18 protein-coding genes are annotated in these 17,829 nt (G+C 62.3%); 13 read left to right on the top strand and 5 right to left on the bottom strand.

All coding sequences use genetic code 11. The features are described 5' to 3' along the window. Positions 1–106: 106 nt before the first annotated feature. Complete coding sequence (locus tag BA190_RS30735; protein WP_156771773.1) at positions 107–766, bottom strand: TetR/AcrR family transcriptional regulator; 660 nt, start codon at positions 764–766, stop codon at positions 107–109. Positions 767–844: 78 nt separating this feature from the next. On the opposite strand from BA190_RS30735, the gene BA190_RS30730 reads away from it, so the two are divergent. Both BA190_RS30730 and BA190_RS30725 read left to right on the top strand, forming a co-directional pair. After that, the gene (locus tag BA190_RS30730) at positions 845–1,693 is read left to right on the top strand and encodes an NAD(P)H-binding protein (RefSeq protein ID WP_068297270.1); all 849 of its coding nucleotides are present in this window, start codon (positions 845–847) and stop codon (positions 1,691–1,693) included. Further along, complete coding sequence (locus BA190_RS30725; RefSeq protein WP_068297267.1) at positions 1,686–2,180, top strand: DUF1772 domain-containing protein; 495 nt, start codon at positions 1,686–1,688, stop codon at positions 2,178–2,180. The genes BA190_RS30730 and BA190_RS30725 overlap by 8 nt, the downstream gene beginning before the upstream one ends. Positions 2,181–2,225: 45 nt before the next feature. On the opposite strand, the gene BA190_RS30720 is transcribed toward BA190_RS30725, so the two are convergent. Further along, complete coding sequence (locus BA190_RS30720) at positions 2,226–2,846, bottom strand: 2OG-Fe(II) oxygenase (RefSeq protein ID WP_068297264.1); 621 nt, start codon at positions 2,844–2,846, stop codon at positions 2,226–2,228. A gap of 357 nt (positions 2,847–3,203) precedes the next feature. Between BA190_RS30720 and BA190_RS30715 the strand changes: the two genes are divergently transcribed. The 3 genes from BA190_RS30715 (at position 3,204) to gpt (ending at position 5,883) form a co-directional block, all read left to right on the top strand. Continuing rightward, positions 3,204–4,334: an Mrp/NBP35 family ATP-binding protein gene (locus BA190_RS30715; RefSeq protein WP_068297328.1), complete on the top strand. Its 1,131-nt coding sequence runs from the start codon at positions 3,204–3,206 to the stop codon at positions 4,332–4,334. Positions 4,335–4,387: 53 nt separating this feature from the next. After that, entirely contained in the window at positions 4,388–5,158 is a 771-nt protein-coding gene (locus tag BA190_RS30710) for a competence/damage-inducible protein A (protein WP_068297260.1), read from the top strand. 224 nt (positions 5,159–5,382) lie between these two features. Continuing rightward, a complete protein-coding gene (gene gpt / locus BA190_RS30705) occupies positions 5,383–5,883 on the top strand; it encodes a xanthine phosphoribosyltransferase (RefSeq protein WP_068297258.1) in 501 nt (166 codons plus the stop codon). Between the two features lie 119 nt (positions 5,884–6,002). Here gpt and BA190_RS30700 read toward each other — a convergent pair whose 3' ends face one another. Further along, positions 6,003–7,811 carry a glycosyltransferase gene (locus BA190_RS30700; RefSeq protein WP_068297254.1) on the bottom strand — a complete coding sequence of 603 codons (1,809 nt, stop codon included), beginning with the start codon at positions 7,809–7,811 and terminating at the stop codon, positions 6,003–6,005. A 238-nt stretch (positions 7,812–8,049) separates the two neighbouring features. On the opposite strand from BA190_RS30700, the gene BA190_RS30695 reads away from it, so the two are divergent. Together BA190_RS30695 and BA190_RS30690 are read left to right on the top strand one after the other, a co-directional pair. Next, positions 8,050–8,769: an outer membrane protein gene (locus tag BA190_RS30695; RefSeq protein ID WP_068297251.1), complete on the top strand. Its 720-nt coding sequence runs from the start codon at positions 8,050–8,052 to the stop codon at positions 8,767–8,769. 157 nt (positions 8,770–8,926) lie between these two features. Beyond that, positions 8,927–9,124 carry a hypothetical protein gene (locus BA190_RS30690; protein WP_068297249.1) on the top strand — a complete coding sequence of 66 codons (198 nt, stop codon included), beginning with the start codon at positions 8,927–8,929 and terminating at the stop codon, positions 9,122–9,124. Between the two features lie 22 nt (positions 9,125–9,146). On the opposite strand, the gene BA190_RS30685 is transcribed toward BA190_RS30690, so the two are convergent. Next, a complete protein-coding gene (locus tag BA190_RS30685) occupies positions 9,147–10,154 on the bottom strand; it encodes a cupin domain-containing protein (RefSeq protein ID WP_068297246.1) in 1,008 nt (335 codons plus the stop codon). 14 nt (positions 10,155–10,168) lie between these two features. Beyond that, on the bottom strand, positions 10,169–11,137 hold the full coding sequence (pdxA, locus tag BA190_RS30680) for a 4-hydroxythreonine-4-phosphate dehydrogenase PdxA (RefSeq protein ID WP_256390558.1): 969 nt from the start codon (positions 11,135–11,137) through the stop codon (positions 10,169–10,171). 161 nt (positions 11,138–11,298) lie between these two features. Between pdxA and BA190_RS30675 the strand changes: the two genes are divergently transcribed. From BA190_RS30675 to BA190_RS30645, 6 genes are all read left to right on the top strand, one after another. Next, positions 11,299–12,177, top strand: coding sequence for a LysR family transcriptional regulator (locus BA190_RS30675; RefSeq protein WP_068297244.1), 879 nt, complete (start codon positions 11,299–11,301; stop codon positions 12,175–12,177). 210 nt (positions 12,178–12,387) lie between these two features. Then, on the top strand, positions 12,388–14,268 hold the full coding sequence (locus BA190_RS30670; RefSeq protein WP_156771771.1) for a hypothetical protein: 1,881 nt from the start codon (positions 12,388–12,390) through the stop codon (positions 14,266–14,268). Between the two features lie 549 nt (positions 14,269–14,817). Then, positions 14,818–15,639, top strand: a complete 822-nt coding sequence (locus BA190_RS37275) for a DUF4145 domain-containing protein (protein WP_371260440.1) — start codon at positions 14,818–14,820, stop codon at positions 15,637–15,639. Further along, a complete protein-coding gene (locus tag BA190_RS37270) occupies positions 15,636–16,112 on the top strand; it encodes a thermonuclease family protein (RefSeq protein ID WP_082980152.1) in 477 nt (158 codons plus the stop codon). The genes BA190_RS37275 and BA190_RS37270 overlap by 4 nt, the downstream gene beginning before the upstream one ends. A gap of 391 nt (positions 16,113–16,503) precedes the next feature. Continuing rightward, positions 16,504–16,851: a hypothetical protein gene (locus tag BA190_RS30655; RefSeq protein ID WP_156771770.1), complete on the top strand. Its 348-nt coding sequence runs from the start codon at positions 16,504–16,506 to the stop codon at positions 16,849–16,851. A gap of 624 nt (positions 16,852–17,475) precedes the next feature. Continuing rightward, positions 17,476–17,829, top strand: a 354-nt coding sequence (locus tag BA190_RS30645; protein ID WP_162275256.1) for a recombinase family protein, incomplete at its 3' end; no start/stop codon positions are given.

The raw sequence follows: 17,829 nt of genomic DNA, 5'->3' as shown, positions 1-17,829 counted from the left end.
GGCTGCCTTGTGATCACCCGGGGATCGCAGGCTTCCAGCCTGCATCGTGCTTTCCTCTACCCGCAATGCTTCCGGAGGCAGGCGAGGACGCCTGCGATCCCGGAAGTTACACCTGCCCCGGTGTCAGGATTTCTCGCAAGGTCATGCGCCTGAACGCGGCAACGATGGCCGCGCCTTCCTTTTCGTCCACCGAAACCGCCAGGCGCATGGTCGCCTCGCCGAGCTGCCAGATCGTGAAGGCGGTAGCGGCATAGGCCGAAGCATCCGCCGCCCCATGGGCCCGCGCCATGGCGTCGGCCAGCATGCCGCCGCAAATCCGGCTTTCGGCAAGTTCCAGGGCCGCGAGTTGCTTGTCGGCCTGCGTGCCTGACCAGACGTCGCGCATCACCGGTTCGGCCCGGTAGAGCTGGTAATAATCATCGATCAGGAAGCCATAGGCCGCTTCCAGTGCCGCGACCGAACTTACGGGCGTGAGCGCAGCCTCGACGCAATTGCGGCATTCGGCGCCGTAGCGCTCCGCCAGGCTGCGGATGATCGCGCTCTTGTCCGGAAAATATTGGTAGAGCGAGCCGATTGAAATGCCGGCCTGTTCGGCGACCTCGCCCATTTTCAGCTGATCGCTGCCGCGCGCGCCGATCAATTCCGTAGCGACCGCCAGGATCCTGTCCAGACGCTCGCGGCTGCGCTGCTGCACGGGCGCACGCCGGGGCAGGACTTCGGCGCGCGCTTTTTCGAGTGGCATCGTCGTCGATGTTTTTGCAGCCATCCCTTGACAACCTAAATATGAGGATTTATCACATTTTTAAATATGAGGGTTTCTCATATTTATCAGCGGGAGGCCGGAATGGCAAATGATCAATGGTCGACGGGCACGGTCCTGGTCTTGGGCGCTACGGGCAAGACGGGTCGTCGTGTTGTCGAGGGCTTGGAGAGGGCAGGGCGCAAGGTTCGTCTCGGCTCGCGCGGCGCCGAGCCGGCCTTCGATTGGGAGAAGCCGGAAGGCTGGGCTGCGGTGCTGGAGGGTATCGCGGCCGTCTATGTCGCCTATCAGCCGGATCTGTCTGTGCCTGGAGCGGTCGAGGCCGTCGGCGCCTTCTTTCACCAGGCGAAACAGGCCGGCGTGACCAAGATCGTGCTGTTGTCCGGGCGTGGTGAGCCGGAGGCCGAGGAAGCCGAACAGGTGCTGCAGGCCACCGAGCTCGACTGGACGATCCTGCGCTGCAGCTGGTTCTTCCAGAATTTCAGCGAAAGCTTTTTCCTGGATCCCATCCTGGCCGGCGAAATCGTCTTGCCCGACACCCTGGCGCCCGAACCCTTCGTGGATGCGGATGACATCGCCGAGATCGCTGTCGCCGCCTTTGCCGATCCCCGGCATTCGCATCAGCTCTACGATATCACCGGGTCGCAGGCTCTTACCTTTGCCGAGGCGGTGGCCGCGATCGCCAGTGCGATCGGGCGCCCGATCGCCTACAAATCCGTGTCGCTGGAGGCCTATCGGACCGACCTGAACGAGCAGGGTGTGCCGGCGGAGGTGGTGGAACTCGTCATCTATCTGTTCGCCACCGTGCTCGACGGCCGCAACGAGCCGGTCGCCGACGGCGTCGAGCGCGCCCTGGGCCGCCCGCCGCGCCGCTTTGCCGATTATGTCGCCCGCACCGCGGCCACCGGAATCTGGGGAGGAAACCATGCTTGAGCGCGGCCTCTATGTCGCCACCTTCCTGGCGGCCATCGGCAGCGGTCTGGTGGCAGGCATCTTCTTCGCCTTCTCCAATTTCGTGATGCCGGCGCTGGGGCGGGTCGCCCCGACCAGCGGCATCGCCGCGATGCAGGCGATCAATGTCACCGTGATCAATCCCGGCTTCATGCTGGCCTTCATGGGCACGGCGGTGCTTTGCCTTGCTCTCGCCCTGGGCTCGTGGCTCTGGCTGGGGGAGTGGAGCGGCAAGCTGCTGCTGCTCGCCAGCCTGGTCTATCTCATTGCTTGCATCGGCGTGACCATGGGCCTGAACGTGCCGCTCAACGACGCCCTGGCCGTGCTCCAACCCGAGACGGCGCAGGCCGGCCAGCTCTGGCAGCGCTATCTGGTGGACTGGACGTTCTGGAACCACGTCAGGACAGCAGCTTCGGCCTTGGCCATGGTCCTCTTCACATTGGTCCTGATCGGCCGCAGCGCCGGCTGACACCTGGCATGTCCCCGGGCATATGCGGCCCGGGGCGGGACGCTCTCAGCGTCCGAAGATGCCTTTGAAGAACTGGGCCACGCCGTTGCGCTTCTTCTTGCGCTCGAGTTCGCCGGCATCCCTCAGCCAGGTGATCTGGACGACCCGGCGCTCGCCGGCGAACGGCTTGTGGCCGTGCCAGGAATTGGCGGCTCGACGAAAACCGAAGCACGAACCCATGATCGGCGATATTTCCGCCGTCATGTCGTCGAAGTCGTCGGGGCCGTTCAGCACGCGCAGGCACCCCCCGTCTTCGTCCCAATCGTCGTTCAGGTAGACGAGGAAGGTGGCGAGCTTGCTTTCGCTGTCGGTGTGAATGCGCCCGTCCTTGAGCTGCGAAAGCCGGCGGATCGTCGTCAGCCGGGGCAAGGGGTCGAGGTCGAGGCCGAGCTTGTCGGATAGGGATCTGGCCATGGCGCTGCTTTCTAGGTCCTCGACCAGGTCCCGGAAGCTGCCTCGCAGCGCCATGTCGTCGACGGTCAGGAAGCCGGGTTTGTCGATGGCTGGAAAGTCCTGCCGCAGCGACGAGATCTTGTCCTTTTGAAGAAAACCCTCGCCGATGATGTGGCGGTAGGGCTTGTCGTGGATTTCAGCATTGCGGATGACATCGAGGTCGATGACATGCATCGCCGGTCACTCCTGGAATGCATGCGCCGGCTGGCAAAGCCTGCACGGTGCTGCCCGAGCGTCCCCCGACCCTGAATGGATATGACGGGCTCGAATGTCTCGCTGCTGCGTGTCGTGGTCAAGGTGCTTTTGGTTTATAGGCGGTCCTGGCAAGCCCCGCTAACCGCCCCTCTCGCGATCCGGCTTGAACGGAGCCTTGCTGCAATCTGCCCGATAGGAGAATCGCGCCAGCGCGCCATATTATTGCGGGACCTGGCGGTGGTTGTGCTTGAATGCCCCCGCCGCACTTCCCAATATTGAGGGAAACTTTCGGGGCCGCCTCGCCGGCACCTTCCCTTGCTTCGTGAGGATCATTCCTTGTCTCTGACGCCAGCCGATGTCATTCGCGCCCTCGAACTCGTCAAATTGCCGGCAAGCGGCCAATCACTGCCCTCGACCGGCCGCTTGACCGAAGTCCGCATCGACGGTTCGAAGGTGATGTTTGCCATCGCCATCGATCCCACCGAGGCGCGGGCCATGGAGCCGGTGCGTGCTGCAGCCGAAAGCGCCGTGCGTGGCCTTCCCGGCGTCACCAATGTCCTGGTCGGGCTGACGGCCGAGCGTCCGGCCGGCGCGGCGCGCCAGGAACCGCCTGGCCCGCGGGCGCAGGCGGCCGCCCACAATGCGCCGCAGCAGCGGCCGCCCGTCCTGCCCAGCGTGAAACGCGTCATTGCCGTCGCCTCCGGCAAGGGCGGTGTCGGCAAGTCGACGACGGCCTGCAATCTCGCCATTGCCCTCGCGGCGCAGGGGCTGAGCGTCGGGCTGCTCGATGCCGACATATTTGGACCGTCCGTTCCGAAACTTCTCGGCCTGACGGACAAGCCGGAACAGAACGCCGACAAGAAGATCATCCCGCTCGAAGCCTATGGCGTAAAGGCGATGTCGATCGGTTTCCTGGTCGACCAGGAGACCGCGATGATCTGGCGCGGGGCGATGGTGCAGTCGGCGCTCACCACGCTGCTGCGCGATGTCGTCTGGGGCGAACTCGACGTCATGGTGGTCGACATGCCGCCGGGCACGGGCGATGCGCAGCTCACCATGGCGCAGAACACGCCTTTGGCCGGCGCGGTGATCGTCTCGACGCCGCAGGATCTTGCCTTGATCGACGCGCGCCGCGGCGTCGGCATGTTCCAGAAGGTGAACGTGCCTATCCTCGGCATCATCGAGAACATGTCCACCTTCTCCTGCCCCAATTGCGGCCATGTCAGCCATCTCTTCGGCCACGGCGGAGCACGGCGCGAGGCGGAAAAGCTTGGCGTGCCCTTCCTCGGTGAACTGCCTTTGTCCATGGAAGTGCGCGAACGCTCGGATGCCGGCAGGCCGGTGGCCGCCACGTTGCCGGACAGCGCCGAGGCCGGCATCTATCGTCGGATTGCGGCGCAGGTTTGGGCTGGTCTGTCGGGGGAGAGTGTTGATCAACGCCAGCCGCCGCGTATTGTCATCGAGTGACGGCTGGCCGCTGCCCGCCGGAACCCGATCGCGACATCATTCGGAAATGCCTTATGGAAACGCCCTCTGCAAATCCCGAGCAAGCCGCTCCGGTATCCGTGACGGCCGCCATTCTCGTCGTCGGCGACGAGATCCTGTCGGGCCGTACCAAGGACAAGAATATCGGCTACATCACCGAATTCCTCACCGGTGCGGGGATCGACGTGAAGGAGGTTCGCGTCGTTCCCGACGAGGAGGAGCGTATCGTCGAGGCGGTCAATGCCCTGCGCACACGCTATGACTATGTGCTGTCGACGGGCGGCATCGGGCCGACCCATGACGACATCACGGCCGACTCCGTCGCCAAGGCCTTCGGTGTCGGCATCGAGATCGATCAGCGTGCCGTCGAGGTGATGACCAGGCACTATGGCGGCGCCGCCAACCTGACGCCGGCCCGCCTGCGCATGGCGCGCATTCCCGACGGGGCCGAGCTCGTCGACAATCCCGTCTCGGCCGCCCCAGGCTTCATGCTGGACAATGTCATCGTGATGGCGGGTGTGCCCAACATCATGCAGCGCATGCTCGACAATGCGATCTTGAAGATGCGCTCAGGCGCGGTGACCTTGTCCGATAGCGTTTCGCCGGGCCCCGGGATCGGCGAGGGCGCCGTCGCAGAGCCGCTCGCGGCGATCGCGCAAGACCATCCCGACGTCTCGATCGGCTCCTATCCCTCCTTCGGTCCTGCCGGCTTCCAGACCCAGCTGGTGATCCGGGGCAAGGATGCGGCCAAGGTCGCCGCCGCCAAGGCGGACATCGAGGCGATGGTCGCCACCATCAAGCGCTGAACGCCGATTTTGCGGGATCGGCCTGCAAAATGGCGTGGAACGTTGAAGACTTGACTTGATCCGTTCGATTTCGCCGCTATGAAGAGCGACCCGCGCAAGCAGGTTATGGCTGATCGGATCAAAGACCCGATCAGCCATAACCTGCAGAATTTTTAACATTTGCAAAATTTACCAGCTTCATCCACCCCTGGATGAAGCTGGTAAATTTTGCTAGGGACCGGATCATGAACTCGCCGAAGCCCGACAAGGCCTTCCCCGTATCCTGGGATCAGTTCCACCGCGACGCGCGCGCGCTCGCCTGGCGATTGTCCGGCAGCGGTCCCTTCAACGCCATCGTCTGCATCACGCGCGGCGGCCTGGTTCCCGCGGCGATCATCTCGCGCGAACTCGGCATCCGCCTGATCGAGACCGTCTGCATCGCCTCCTATCACGACTACAAGACCCAGAGCGGCTTGCAGGTGCTCAAGGACGTCGACGAGAAGCTCGCTGAAAATGGCGGAGAAGGCATCCTGGTGGTCGATGATCTCGTCGATACCGGGTCGACTGCCAAGGTGGTGCGCGATCGCCTGCCCAAGGCGCATTTCGCCACCGTCTACGCCAAGCCGCTCGGCCGCCCGCTGGTCGACACCTTCATCACCGAGGTGAGCCAGGATACCTGGATCTATTTCCCCTGGGACATGGGTCTCGCCTTCCAGCCGCCGATCGCCCAGGGCTCCGAGGGCTGACGGCGGCCTCCGGGGGCACGGGCATCCTGCCTGTTCCTGAATCGGTCACGCCTGCTGATCCCGGAAGAACGGGCAAAATGCACCCGGAGCGCTGCCGTTTTCGGCGAGCGGCTTTGGTGTCAGCCCGGCTGCGCGATGCGCAGCCGTTCCAGTTCCTCCCAGCAATTGCGGATGATCGGCTCCGCGCTCGGGCCGACATGCTCGCGGAAATGGGCCAGCATCTCGTCCATCGGCAGGCCCAGCTCGTCGAAGCCGATCATGTAGTTGCGGATGCGGTCGTGCCAGCTGATCGTATAGGGCGCGCCCATCGGCCGGTCGAAGCGGTGGATCCAGCGCAGGAAGGGCAGGCATAGGGTACGCCCGCCCGCCTGGCGGAATTTCTCGTGAATATAGCCTTCCTCGCCGCCAAAGCCGCGGAAGAGCTTGTTGTAGCCAGGCCATGCCGCGCGGCGGCAGGCGTAGAGGCCGAGCCCCTGCATCGGGATGTCGAAGGGCGGCGCCTCAGGGTCCCTGCCTGCGGCATCGAGCGCCCAGGTGCCATACATGCCGCCGGCCCACTCCGCCTTCCAATGGGTGGAAAGGCCCGTGAGGTCGTCGCTGACGAGTGGTCCCTGCAGCAGGTCGTTGCTGTCGGGATGTTGCTCGAAATAGTCGAGCAGCCTGGCCAGGGCGCCGGGTACCAGCAGGACATGGCAGTCGAGGCAGACGACATGCTCGCCGGCGGCTTCCTGCATCACGAAATCGCGCACGGCGGTGCCGATGCTCTCTGCCACCGGAATATAGCGAAATCCGCCCGAACCCTTGGCAAGGCGCCGCAGGGCGTCGCCGCACATCCCGTTCGGATTGTTGTCCACCACCAGGAGTTCGAGGTCGTCGGCGACTTCGGGATGATAGAGGCGCAAGGCCTGCAGCGTGAAATAGACCCCGTCATAGTCATCGAACGTCGCCATGCCGATGCTCAGGCGCCTGCGCGGTGCGGCGGTGGCCGGCTTGGGGAAGAACCAGTCGCCAGCCGGGTGCACCGTCACCGCGGCCACGGTATCGAGTTGCTGGCGTGCCTCGGTCTTGTGCTGATGGGCCGCGTTCGCCGCCGGCAGTCCGGCATCGAGCGTGCGGTGCAGGAAACGGTCGAGCCAGTCGCCGGGCTGGCCGAAGCGGACCCTGACGACCGGGACCTGCCGGGCAAAATCGGTGAGCTTCGCTTCGGTCGCGGCCGATATCCGCTGGTCGGGATGCTGGGCGAGTTCGAGAAAGAAGCGACATTTGTCGGATGAGACCGTTTGCAGCTCGGGTTCGGCGCCTTCATGGCGTTGCGGGATGAGGACGAGGGCGCAGGGCCACTCCGCCGCATGCTCCTCCGCCAGGGCCTCCGGCTTGATCACGGCACCCGCATGGGTGAGGGAAGCATAGGCATCGATGAAGGCCGGTGAGGACAGGATCCGGGCCGATGCCTGCGGATGCGGCGCGAGGGCGAGCGAGCCCGGCCTCACGGACGTCTCCGCATCCCCCAGACAGACGAGATCGTCGGCGAGAAACTGGAAGCCCTTGTCGACGAGCCAGGCTGCCAGACTGGTCTTTCCGCAACCGGGAGGGCCGGCAATCAGCACCACCTTGCCTTCATGGGCCACTGCCGCGGCACGCAGAACGGGACGAACGGACGCCGCGGCCACCACGCGGCCGATCTCGTCGAGCAGGGGATGCAGGGCCTCCGGCCAGGACAGGTCCTTCCAGACCCGGGCGCCGTCGCGATGGAGCTCGAGCCGGCCCGAGGCCTGGCGGTAGAGGCGCAAGGTCGCGGGCAGAGCCCCGGGCTGGCTGTCGTTGGCGACATGCCAGAAATAGGGCCAGATCTCTTCGTCCAGATCGGCGGGATAGAGCAGCGCGAGGTCGATGCCGCAAAGCGTGATCGAAATAGTGCTTTCGCTCATCCCTTCTCCTATTCCGTCTTCGCTGCCCATATTGACCGCCTCGGCGAGGACGACCCGCATGGCAGGATGCAGAGCACGAGCGGGCGAGGCCTTGCAAGACCCTGGCTGGATCGGCCGGCACGACGGTCGCCGGCGACGGCGGCATGATAGGTGATTAATTTCACCTGTTGCCGATATGTCACCGACTTTTACTTGCCCTGCAAGTATAGTTTGCATCGCATTTTACGAGGGGGATTCGATGCGTACGATTTGCTTCGCCATAGCCGGCCTTTCTGCCTTGCTGTGCTCGACTTCGGTCTATGCCGCCGACCTGGCCGCGCAGGCTGTTGAGCCGGTTCCCCCGGTGGTAACACCTTACAACTGGAGCGGCCCCTATGTGGGTTTGCATGCCGGTTATGGCTGGGGCCGCGAGAATGACGACCAGAGCAAGCTGTTTCCGACCGTGACGCCGACGACGACGGCGGTGGCGGAAGTTCTGTCGGCAACCGCAGACAAGTTCGATCTCAGCGGATTCGTCGGCGGCGCCCATGCCGGTTACAACTACCAGATCAACGAGTTCGTCATCGGCGTCGAAGGCGATATCGACTATTCCAACCTGAACGGCAGCGCCCATGCCAATTATGGCGGCACGCTTCGTACGCTCAAGCTGAAGACCGAGTGGCAGGGCTCCGCCCGTGCTCGTATCGGCTATGCCTTCGACAACATCCTGGTCTATGCCACCGGCGGCCTCGCCCTCGCCAATGCCAAGCTTTCCACGGCCGGTGCTGACTCGAGCAACACCCATGTCGGCTGGACGGTGGGCCTGGGTGCCGAATATGCCTTCACCCAGAATTGGATCGGCCGCCTGGAAGTGCGCTACAGCGACTTCAACAAGAAGAGCTACGCCACGCCGGATGGCCGCGTGAAGGCCGATTGGAACCAGACGACCGTCACGGCCGGCATCAGCTACAAGTTCTGATCAGACCCAACCGCAATGGTACCGAGAAGCCCGGCTGAGCCGGGCTTTTTCATATGGCTCGGTGAAATTTCAAACAAGAACAATTCAAGAACAAATTGCTGGCCAACGCAGGGCTTCCCGGCTATTTTCCCGCGGACTCGAAGGATGGGAGGCAAAGATGGCGATAGATCCGAAGGTGCTCTTTGCGGACGAGGTGGTGCCGGCGACGGCGGAGGAAGCGGCGGCCCTGGATGGCATTATCCGCGACTGCGATGGCGATCCCTACAAGGCGGCGCTGACCTTGTACCGCCTGTTCACCCTGCAGTCGGCGATCGTGGAGGCGAGGGGCCAGCCAGCCGAAGGGAGCAGGGACTGAGCGTTGCGGTCCGGCGCGGCGTTCAGGCGTGGCTGCGCGGCGGCTCGATCAGCACGATCTGGCATTCGGCGGTCAGCGCTTCCGGACAATGTTCGACCCCGTGCGGCACGATGATGAAGTCGCCTTCCTCCACGACCTCGTCCCGGTCGCGGAAGCGCATGAGCAGCCGGCCCTTGTGCACCAGCAGGAAGGCATCTTCCCTGGCATTGAAATGCCAGCCGGATTCGGTCTCGACCTTGGCGAGCTTGATCTCGATGTCGTTGATCCGCCCGGCAATCCGGGGCGAAGCGGTGTCGGCAAAGGCGCCGAAGGCCGAGGACAGGCTCTGCTTGTGGTAGGGGGAGAGGTGGTTGTTGACCTCCGCCACATCCCGCATGATGGCGGCGAGCTGGCCCGCAACATCCTTTGCTTCGGCCGGGTAGCGCCCGTCCAGTGCGGCGGTCCCGATGGTGAAGCCCATGCCGCCGGCTTGCTTCACCGCCGCGATCTGTCCGGGCGTCTCGATCGATCCGGCCATGTAGACGGGCTTGGAGACCGCGGCGCAAACGGCCTGCATCAGCGCGGGCACATTTTCCTTCGAGCGATAGGCCAGCAGGTCGAGGCCGTGCACGCCTTCATGGGCCGCGAGCTTGCGGGCGCTGGCGACGATCTCCTCGATGCTGCCTTCGAGCACGCTGGGGTGGCCGCTGATGTGGCCGGGGAAAGGGCAGTAGCGGATGGGCGTGCCCCTGACGATCGCGGACACCTCCTCGACATGCGTGCCTCCGAGCAGGATATCGACGCCGATCTCGACAGCGGCCCGGGCCGAGGCCAGTTCGCTGTCGCAATCGAGCGAGACCACTTCGAGATAGGAGGTCGCACCGCCCGCCCGGATCATTTGGCCGAGGTCCTTGAGGCGCTCGATCGGTAGGCCGATATCCTTGAAGCCGATATGGCGGATCCCGAGTTTCAGCGCCGTTTGAAGATGCGTATCCGCATCCTCGACCGTCCGGTCGTTGCGGGTAAGCATGAAGATGAAGCGAAGACCCATCAGAAAACCCTCTCTCATTCAGTGCCGGCCTTAGCCGCGACGAGGCGCCGGGCATAGGCGATGGCGGTCATGAGGCTCGCGGGATCCGCGATGCCCTGTCCGGCGATATCGAACGCCGTGCCATGATCGGGGCTGGTGCGGATGAAAGGCAAGCCCAGTGTGATGTTCACGCCGCGATCCAGCCCGAGATATTTGATCGGAATGAGGCCTTGGTCGTGATATTGGGCGACCACCACGTCGAACCGTCCGCGCCGGGCCTGCAGGAACACGGTGTCGCCGGGCCAGGGGCCGCTGGCGTCGATGCCCTCGCGGCGTGCCGCCGCGATGGCCGGCGTGATGATCTCGATCTCCTCGCTGCCGAACAAGCCGCCTTCGCCGGCATGCGGGTTGAGGCCGGCGACCGCGATGCGCGGCGCCGAAATGCCGAGTGCCCGCCCGCCTTCATGAGCAAAGCGGATCGCCGCCATCTGGGCCGCGAAGTCGGCCTGTTCAATCGCAAGACGCAGGGCAGCGTGAATGGTGACGAGAACTGTCCGGATTTCGTCATTGGCCAGCATCATCGCCACCTGCGAGCCCCCGCCATGGGCGGCGAGGATCTCGGTGTGGCCCGGATAGGACAGGCCGGCGGCCGCCAGCGCCTCCTTGTTGATCGGGGCGGTGACGATGCCTGCCACCGTACCCGCCTTGGCCGCGCCGATGGCCGCCAGTAGCGCGTCATAGGCCGCCTTGCCGCAGGCCGGGGCGATCCGGCCGGGCGGCGGTGCCTCGCGGAGGTCGCAGGCATCGACGACCTCGATGACTGCAGGGTTGAACCGGGCTGTTTCAGGCCCGGCAACGGCGCGAACCTGCAGTGTCAGGCCAAGACGGGCCACGATGTCGGTCATCACGCCCACGCTGCCATAGACGACGCAGGGGCCGCAGCCCATGGCAAGGGCCTTGGCAATGATCTCGGGCCCGATGCCGGCGGCATCGCCCATGGTGATGGCAAGTGGCCAAGAGGCCGCTGAAGAGCTGACAACTGGCCGTTGCCTGCCCGGTAGGTCGACGTCTTCGAAGGGAATGGTTTGCATGGCTCGATTATCGCGGAAATGGAGCCCGGAAAAAGCGATAGTTTCTGGCCATATCTGGTGATATCAGATCACCAATGGATCGCTCCGAGATTCCTTCGCTGGACGATTTGCGCGCCTTCGAGGCTGCGGCGCGGCTGGGCTCGGTGCGCCTGGCCGCCGACAGGCTGGCGCTGACGCATGGCGCGGTCAGCCGGCGCATCGCCAAGCTCTCGCAGGATCTGGGTTTCCGGCTGTTCGAGAAGAGCGGGCGCGGCCTCAAGCTGACGGCGCACGGCGAGACCCTGTTCCTGACGGTGAATCGCTGCTTCGGCGAATTGCGCACCACCGTGCAGGGCCTGCGCGCCGCGGCGACAGGGGACGATGCCCTGGTGCTGTCCTGCGAGCCTTCGGTGGCGATGCGCTGGCTGATCCCGCGCCTGGGCGGCTTCCAGGAGGCCCATCCCGCGGTCGCCCTGCATCTTTCGGTCGGCGGCGGTGCGGTCGATTTCGCGCGCGAGCGGATCGACCTCGCCATCCGCCGTCTCGATTTCGCCATGCCAGAAAGCTGGCAGGTCAGGCGCCTGTTCGTCGAAAAGGTCGGGCCGGTGATGGTGCCCGACCGCCTCGTCGATTTCGAGGAGGGGGCCTATATCGGCCTCGGCACCCGGACACGCCCCGACGCCTGGTCGACATGGCTGGCGCGCCACCCCCACCGGCCGCGCCCGAGGGAAATCCGCTTCTACGACCACCATTTCCTGATGATGGAAGCGGCCTCGGCGGGGCTCGGCGTGGCGCTCGGACCACTGGTACTGGCAACCGACGACATCAAGCGAGCCCGCCTCATCGCGCCCGCCGGCTTCTGGGCCGACGGCACACATTACGGCCTGGTCTGGCCGGGCGAGCGAGAACTGGGTGCGAAAGGCGAGCAGTTGATGGGCTGGCTGGTGAAGGAATGCACCGCCTCGTTTGGATAGCGACCTCTCGATCGGAACCTTGAGCCGGATAGTTAGTGATACGCCGTTGGGTCTCATACATAGGAACGGCGGAACGCTTTCTTTCCGAGATCTTTAGCGCGAGGCCATACAAGACACATGCCGCCGAATCTGCGGAACCAGCTGATTGTGGAGTGTCTCAGCACCCTACACGACCTTCAATATAGTCACGACAATTAGGGACCGATCATCATGACTCCCTTCATCGCGACGCTGCTCGTTATTCTGGGCGCAGGACCGGCGTTCGCGCAGACACAATCCGATGACGATCAAGTCCTTCCAACGAATCCCACCAGCGCCGCACGGTGCTCCGACATTGGGGCCGCCGACAACGTGACGGCAGTCGAGGGCACGCGTCGGGGGTGCCCTGATGTCAAGGGAACTTGGCGCAGTTCATCAGGAGCGCTCAAGGCGCGAGAAGTCACAGCGAAGGATCTCGGCGGCTATGGATATGTAGGAGATGGCGCCAGCCGTCCGCTCTCCGGAGTGATGAACCTCAATGGACGCAATACAGCCGGGTGGACCCTCCAGCAGTGGCGCGCAGTCTTACCTGGAGCTCAGGCCCTCACGGACAACATTGATGAAGCGGCCATCGCCTCGGCCATCCAGGCATCCGTGGGCGACGTCATTCTTCGACTCGGTCCCGGAACGATCGTGTTCACCAAGCCTCTGATCCTTTGCGACAAGGCTGTCATTATCCAGGGGGACAGTCTGTTATCCTATAATGGCGTCACCAAAATATTGGTGAGGCATGGCGGCAATGGGATTGAACACTGCGCCGGCGCTTCGCAGAGATCTCGCCTTGAGCTCCGCAATATCGATCTCACCCTCGACACGGCCTATCAATCCACCACGAGTGCAGCTTGGGCGCTCTATGACAGGAAAGCGAACTGGACCCGTTTGGACAATGTCAGAGTCGTTGGCTTCAACAACTGCCTGAGGTTGACCGATCCCCAAGGCACCATGTTGACGCGTGTCCAGTGCTATAACCCAGATAATGAGCGCAAGAACACCGGGATTGGTTTCTATTACGAAGGAACAGCATCCTTCGAGAACAAGATCTATGACAGCGGGGTCCTGGCATTCCGGCAGGCATATTATTTGAAGTCGCTCGTGGCGGGAAAGCCCGCAGGAACGATCGGCCTTGAAGACTTTACCATCCGCAACTCTGGTTGTGGGCATAGCCAGGATTGCATCACAGTGACCTCCGATGATCGCCGTTATGGTGGTCTGTTCTTCAAGTTCGAAGGTATGTCGGGGGAGGCCATCGGCCAATTCATTCAGATGCGCGGGGGAACCCACGTCATCGTCCGCGACGGTCTCTGGTTGATCTATCACAAGCCGGCGACGAGCACCTGGATAGACAACAAATCCCTTTTCGAATTCGGTGGCGATGTGGGCGTGTCAGGCCAAGCTGACATCGGCACCACCTCGATACGCGTAGAAAATAACAACATCTATGTTTCTGATGCTGCTGGCGCCACGGTTGAAAGTGTCTTCAGGCTCAACTCCCGCACCAGCGACGTGGTCTTTGCTAACAATCAGATCGGCTTGCCATACCTCAAGGTCACCAAAGGTTTCTTCTACTTCAGTAACTATCATCATCCCGACCTGGATTTTCAATTCTGGATGAGGCCCAATTCAGTCACGGAATATGGGACGAGGTGGCGGTCCCCCGGCGCCCGGTTCGTCCCGCCGGCGAATGCCTACTACACGGAGACTGATCCCGTCGGTGGGTTTTCGATCGAAAGTACGGAACGCACCTATACCTATTACGACATGGAGATTTTCAAGCGTGGCTTGGCTTCTACGAGCCCTGCGCTGTGCGGTACCGGCTCGTCTGTGTCTCCCGGTTCTTCCAACAATTCTGGCACGGTCAATGATGCGGGTCCCCGTGCGGGGCCGGCAACCTGCACAATCAACTTTGCGCAACCTTATTGGAACATGGTCCCACGCTGCATCGTCCAGAGTTCCAACGGGGCAATCCCGGTCACCGTTGTCAGCGTTACTCAGAGCCAGCTGGTCTATAGACGGGCCAGTGGTCCCATCACCGTAACCTATCGCTGCGAATAGATCATGGTGCAGGGCAGGCGCTCTAATCAGCCTTTCTCTCGCTCTACGGTTACGCGAGCGACGAAGAGGGGCATGTTCTTTTGGACGTGCGGAGCGCCAATATAGGCGAGGATGAAGCTCTATTCATGCTGACGGCCTGCTCTGCCTTAATAAGCAATTTGAAAAACAAAATATTGCGCAAACTTGAAGTAAGCACCCGGCAATCGTGGCGTTGGTGCTTGTCACCGTATTGGGCAGCTAGGGCTGTACGTCCTTGGGAATCTACTGGTCGAAATAGCGACTACGAGAGCCTTTCCGCTGCATCGGCTTGACCATTCGATAGTGCATTGTATGCCACCTTTGTCTGACAGTGGCGCAATCCTAACCGTCTGACAACACGTAACTTATTGACCTTGAGCCCAAAAAGAGCAGTACTGGTGCGGACGGCGGGATTGCGCCTGGGAAGTTGAATGCCATTGATTCTAAAGGGAAATTTCTGGCAGTCAATTCTGAATGTATGCCAGTGGTGTTGTACAGCCTCAAGGCGGCTTATAGCTTGGGTTTACCCATATGGGACCCCGCTGTGGGCGAGGCGACGAGCTTTCCCGGTGTCGATTCGACCTACAACAAATATATCGGTTGATTTCTTGTGGCACTACCAACGGAGCAGTGAAGAAAAGATTATCCTGGTCGGGTTTAGGCGGCATCCCGAGCATAGATATGAAATGTCCTCATTGTTCCACGTCCTTTCACGACAATTGGTTCCAACAGCGGTTTACTCGGCATGGCGGGGTATTAGCCGATAAGGAGGGGATGTGGTGGTTTCGAAATGCATCATGTCCAGCCTGCGGAGGGGCGGTCATCGAGGTCGCCGGCTGGTCGGCCATAGGCAACCACGCGCCCAGCGATAGTGCTTGGCGAATGGTGCACCCAGTTGGGGCACACCGTGGCCCTGTTAGCTCGCATGTGCCTCCCGCAATTGCAGTTGATTACATTGAGGCATGCAACGTACTGCCGATTAGCCCTAAAGCCTCTGCCGCACTTTCCCGGCGTTGCCTTCAGGCCATACTTCACGTCCATGGCTATAAGTCGAAGAGCCTTGCCCAGGAGGTTGATGCCCTTCTAAACGAGTCTGATCCAAGAAAGTCACTCCCTGCGCAACTACACATGACGGTAGACAGCATCCGAAACTTCGGAAATTTCTCAGCCCACCCAATTGATGACAAGACGTCCCTTCAAATTATTGACGTTGAGCCTCACGAGGCTGAATGGTGTCTAGAAATACTAGAGGGTCTCTTTGAGCATTTTTACGTAGGCCCTGCTACCGCCCGAGCACGGAAAGCCGCTCTAGATGCGAAATTGCAAGCAGCGGGGAAGCCGGTCTCGAAATGAGGCTTACAGTACTTGCTGCCGCTATGTTGGTACTCGTCTGGGGCGGTGCCACCGCTGCCACCTACCAACCCATAGACGGCTCTCGCATCATCGTCCTTGATGGTGACACAGTGGCTCTCCCTTGTGCCTCCCCGCGGCCCGGCTGCTCGGAACGCATCAGGCTCAAGGACATCGACACACCCGAAGTCTTCCACCCGGATTGTGAGGAGGGGCTGAAGTGGGGTCTCAAAGCCAAGGCTCGGCTAGCCCAACTCCTCAGAGGCAAGACGGTCTACATTGAGCGGGACCCCAAGCCCCGTAAGGACCTCTATGGGCGCACCCTGGCATCCCTGAGGATCGGCAGTCCGAGCGGACTTAATGCTGGCATGCAGCTAGTCCGGGAGGACCTTGCGGTTCCCTACAAGACAGGCGCGGTGGCCCATGAGGAGAAGCGGCTGTATTGGTGCGGACCAGGTGCATTGAGAGGACGCTAAGGTGATACGAACCGGGAGCCCAGGGCATGCGTGAAGTTCCCCGCCGTGTGGTCGGCAGCTTGGCTATTGCCCTCCTGGTCTTCGTGATCTTCCTCGCGTACCTCTTCGCTCCTCGCTCACCTCCTATATGTGATGGCCAGGACGAGGCGCTGACAGCTCGGAGCTTGGTCACAAGACAATCGCCGGACGCGGGCGGTAGGTTGAACATGGATGCCATACACATCAGCAGCATTGAGACACTCGGGACCTCGAAGGAGGGCGTGGTGAGGTGCCGCGCAATGTTCGAATTCAACGGCGGGCCGCATGGTCCCTTCTCGTATTCATTGCGGCCTATACCGAGTGCCGCACGCTTCGATCTCACCTTTGACGAGCCCTGGGAAGGGAGGATGAAGTGACCGCGATGGACAATGAGTGGTCCGAGTGGCGGCCCTTCCCGGACCCCAGGCACCGAGGCGTCCTCATGGCCCCCTATGGTCCTGGCTGCTACGAGGTGAGGCACATCAGCAATGGACAGAAGGTGCTCTTCGGGATGGGCGGGCACGTGGCGGCCCGGCTGAGTTCCCTTCTGCCAGAGCCACTCGGTACCGGCAGGAGGAACAACAAGGGCAAGCGGGACCACTGCCTAGAGCACCTTGCGGACCTCGAATATCGGACCCTTGCGTGTCTCATCAGGGAGGACGCGGAGGAGGCGGAGAGGGGACTTAAGGCACGGGCAGCGGACTACATGTTCCCGACCTAAGGGGAATCCCCCGGGCTTGAAATTTGGGTCACTCATGTAAGACCCCATCACGTGGCAGCGGCGAGGCACTTCCCCCCGTGCCGGGTGGGGGCCTTTTCGTTCAGCGGGAAATTCGTGCCGAGCCGGTCACTCCTCAATGTCCTGGCCGTCATCGTCCTGGTCGGCACCGCGTGAGGAGTCTTCCGTATATGTAACGCACCCCTCCCGAAACGACTCCGAGTTGCCGCCGCAGTCGCTCGAATTGTTGATGCCGTGCTCCTCTGCCCAGCGGTATCCCGCCTGATGGCCCGAACAATCGTCGGTGCATTCATTGCCGCCAAAGCTTTGTGCCGCACTGGGGGGAACGGCTGAGAAAAGGAATAGCGCTCCTACCAGCAGTGAACCGTATAGGCCTTTCATGGCCAGCCCCCTTGTTTGCCCTCAGATTCGTCTAGTCCCAGCGTTCTGCCGAGTCCAGCGGCTTTCCTAGTGGTGGCGCTTTCAGCATGTTCGTCCACTAGACCCTGCCCATGTGGACGTGTCCGCTTTGCTCCTCAGGTGCGTCCAATAGACTCCCTCTTGACATTCTGGACATTGCGACTCATCATCCCTTGATCCTATTGGACACCAAGGAGCTTGACGGGCATGCTTATCGGATACGCCAGGACATCGACCACGGAACAAGAGGCTGGCCTTCAGGCCCAGCTTCGGGACCTCAAAGAGGCAGGATGCGAGGAGGTCTATTCGGAGCAGATATCCTCAGTGGACGTGAGGGCGCAGCTTCGAGAAGCACTGACATTCACCCGCAAGGGCGACACGCTGGTAGTCACCAAGGTGGACCGCTTGGCCCGCTCTACCGTGGGGCTCTGGGAAATCGTGAAGGAACTGGATGAGAAGGGGGCGGCGCTGCGGGTCCTCAATCTGGGCGGTGAGACGGTGGACACCAAGAGCGCCACCGGGCGGCTCATCTTGAACATCTTCGCGGGGTTCGCACAGTTC

The sequence above is a fragment of the Labrys sp. WJW genome (assembly GCF_001676615.1).
In the GTDB taxonomy this organism is placed as follows: domain Bacteria; phylum Pseudomonadota; class Alphaproteobacteria; order Rhizobiales; family Labraceae; genus Labrys; species Labrys sedimenti.
Note: the sequence above shows the minus strand (reverse complement) of the source record. Positions and strands in the feature narration are given on the sequence as shown.

Excerpts from the sequence above, each read along its gene's own strand:
- BA190_RS30695 (WP_068297251.1), top strand. The coding sequence starts at position 8,050 with ATGCGTACGATTTGCTTCGCCATAGCCGGCCTTTCTGCCTTGCTGTGC.
- gpt (WP_068297258.1), top strand. The coding sequence starts at position 5,383 with ATGAACTCGCCGAAGCCCGACAAGGCCTTCCCCGTATCCTGGGATCAG.
- BA190_RS30670 (WP_156771771.1), top strand. The coding sequence starts at position 12,388 with ATGACTCCCTTCATCGCGACGCTGCTCGTTATTCTGGGCGCAGGACCG.
- BA190_RS30710 (WP_068297260.1), top strand. The coding sequence starts at position 4,388 with ATGGAAACGCCCTCTGCAAATCCCGAGCAAGCCGCTCCGGTATCCGTG.
- BA190_RS30685 (WP_068297246.1), bottom strand. The coding sequence starts at position 10,154 with ATGGGTCTTCGCTTCATCTTCATGCTTACCCGCAACGACCGGACGGTC.
- BA190_RS30735 (WP_156771773.1), bottom strand. The coding sequence starts at position 766 with ATGGCTGCAAAAACATCGACGACGATGCCACTCGAAAAAGCGCGCGCC.
- BA190_RS37270 (WP_082980152.1), top strand. The coding sequence starts at position 15,636 with ATGAGGCTTACAGTACTTGCTGCCGCTATGTTGGTACTCGTCTGGGGC.
- BA190_RS30675 (WP_068297244.1), top strand. The coding sequence starts at position 11,299 with ATGGATCGCTCCGAGATTCCTTCGCTGGACGATTTGCGCGCCTTCGAG.
- BA190_RS30700 (WP_068297254.1), bottom strand. The coding sequence starts at position 7,811 with ATGAGCGAAAGCACTATTTCGATCACGCTTTGCGGCATCGACCTCGCG.
- BA190_RS37275 (WP_371260440.1), top strand. The coding sequence starts at position 14,818 with ATGGGACCCCGCTGTGGGCGAGGCGACGAGCTTTCCCGGTGTCGATTC.
- BA190_RS30690 (WP_068297249.1), top strand. The coding sequence starts at position 8,927 with ATGGCGATAGATCCGAAGGTGCTCTTTGCGGACGAGGTGGTGCCGGCG.
- BA190_RS30725 (WP_068297267.1), top strand. The coding sequence starts at position 1,686 with ATGCTTGAGCGCGGCCTCTATGTCGCCACCTTCCTGGCGGCCATCGGC.
- BA190_RS30730 (WP_068297270.1), top strand. The coding sequence starts at position 845 with ATGGCAAATGATCAATGGTCGACGGGCACGGTCCTGGTCTTGGGCGCT.
- BA190_RS30720 (WP_068297264.1), bottom strand. The coding sequence starts at position 2,846 with ATGCATGTCATCGACCTCGATGTCATCCGCAATGCTGAAATCCACGAC.